1 protein-coding gene is annotated in these 250 nt (G+C 45.6%); it reads right to left on the reverse strand.

Annotation, left to right across the window (positions count from 1 at the left end; all coding sequences use genetic code 11):
* Positions 1-250: phosphoadenosine phosphosulfate reductase domain-containing protein (locus G9F48_RS19485; protein ID WP_165409994.1), on the reverse strand; the 250-nt coding region annotated here is incomplete at both ends.

A 250-nucleotide genomic window follows, 5' to 3' on the forward strand; every position in this document is an offset into this window, starting at 1 on the left:
CGGTTCTCTTTCCCACAGTTTATCTCCGTGAGCCTCGGCCTGTTCCTCAAGAGTAAGGCTTGGCTTTTTCAGGATAATGTTCAGCCCCGGGTAACGCTCTTTCACTTTTTCGATCGTTTCATATGTTTCTTTAAAGTGAAGACCCGTATCAAGAAACACGATTTCCGCGTCTTTCTTTACTTTAGAAATTAAATCGATCAGGACGATGCCTTCAATCCCGAAGCTGCACGCGTAAACAAGCTGGTCTCCG

This window comes from Bacillus sp. EKM420B, assembly GCF_011065565.1.
Classification (GTDB): Bacteria; Bacillota; Bacilli; order Bacillales; family Bacillaceae; genus Bacillus; species Bacillus velezensis.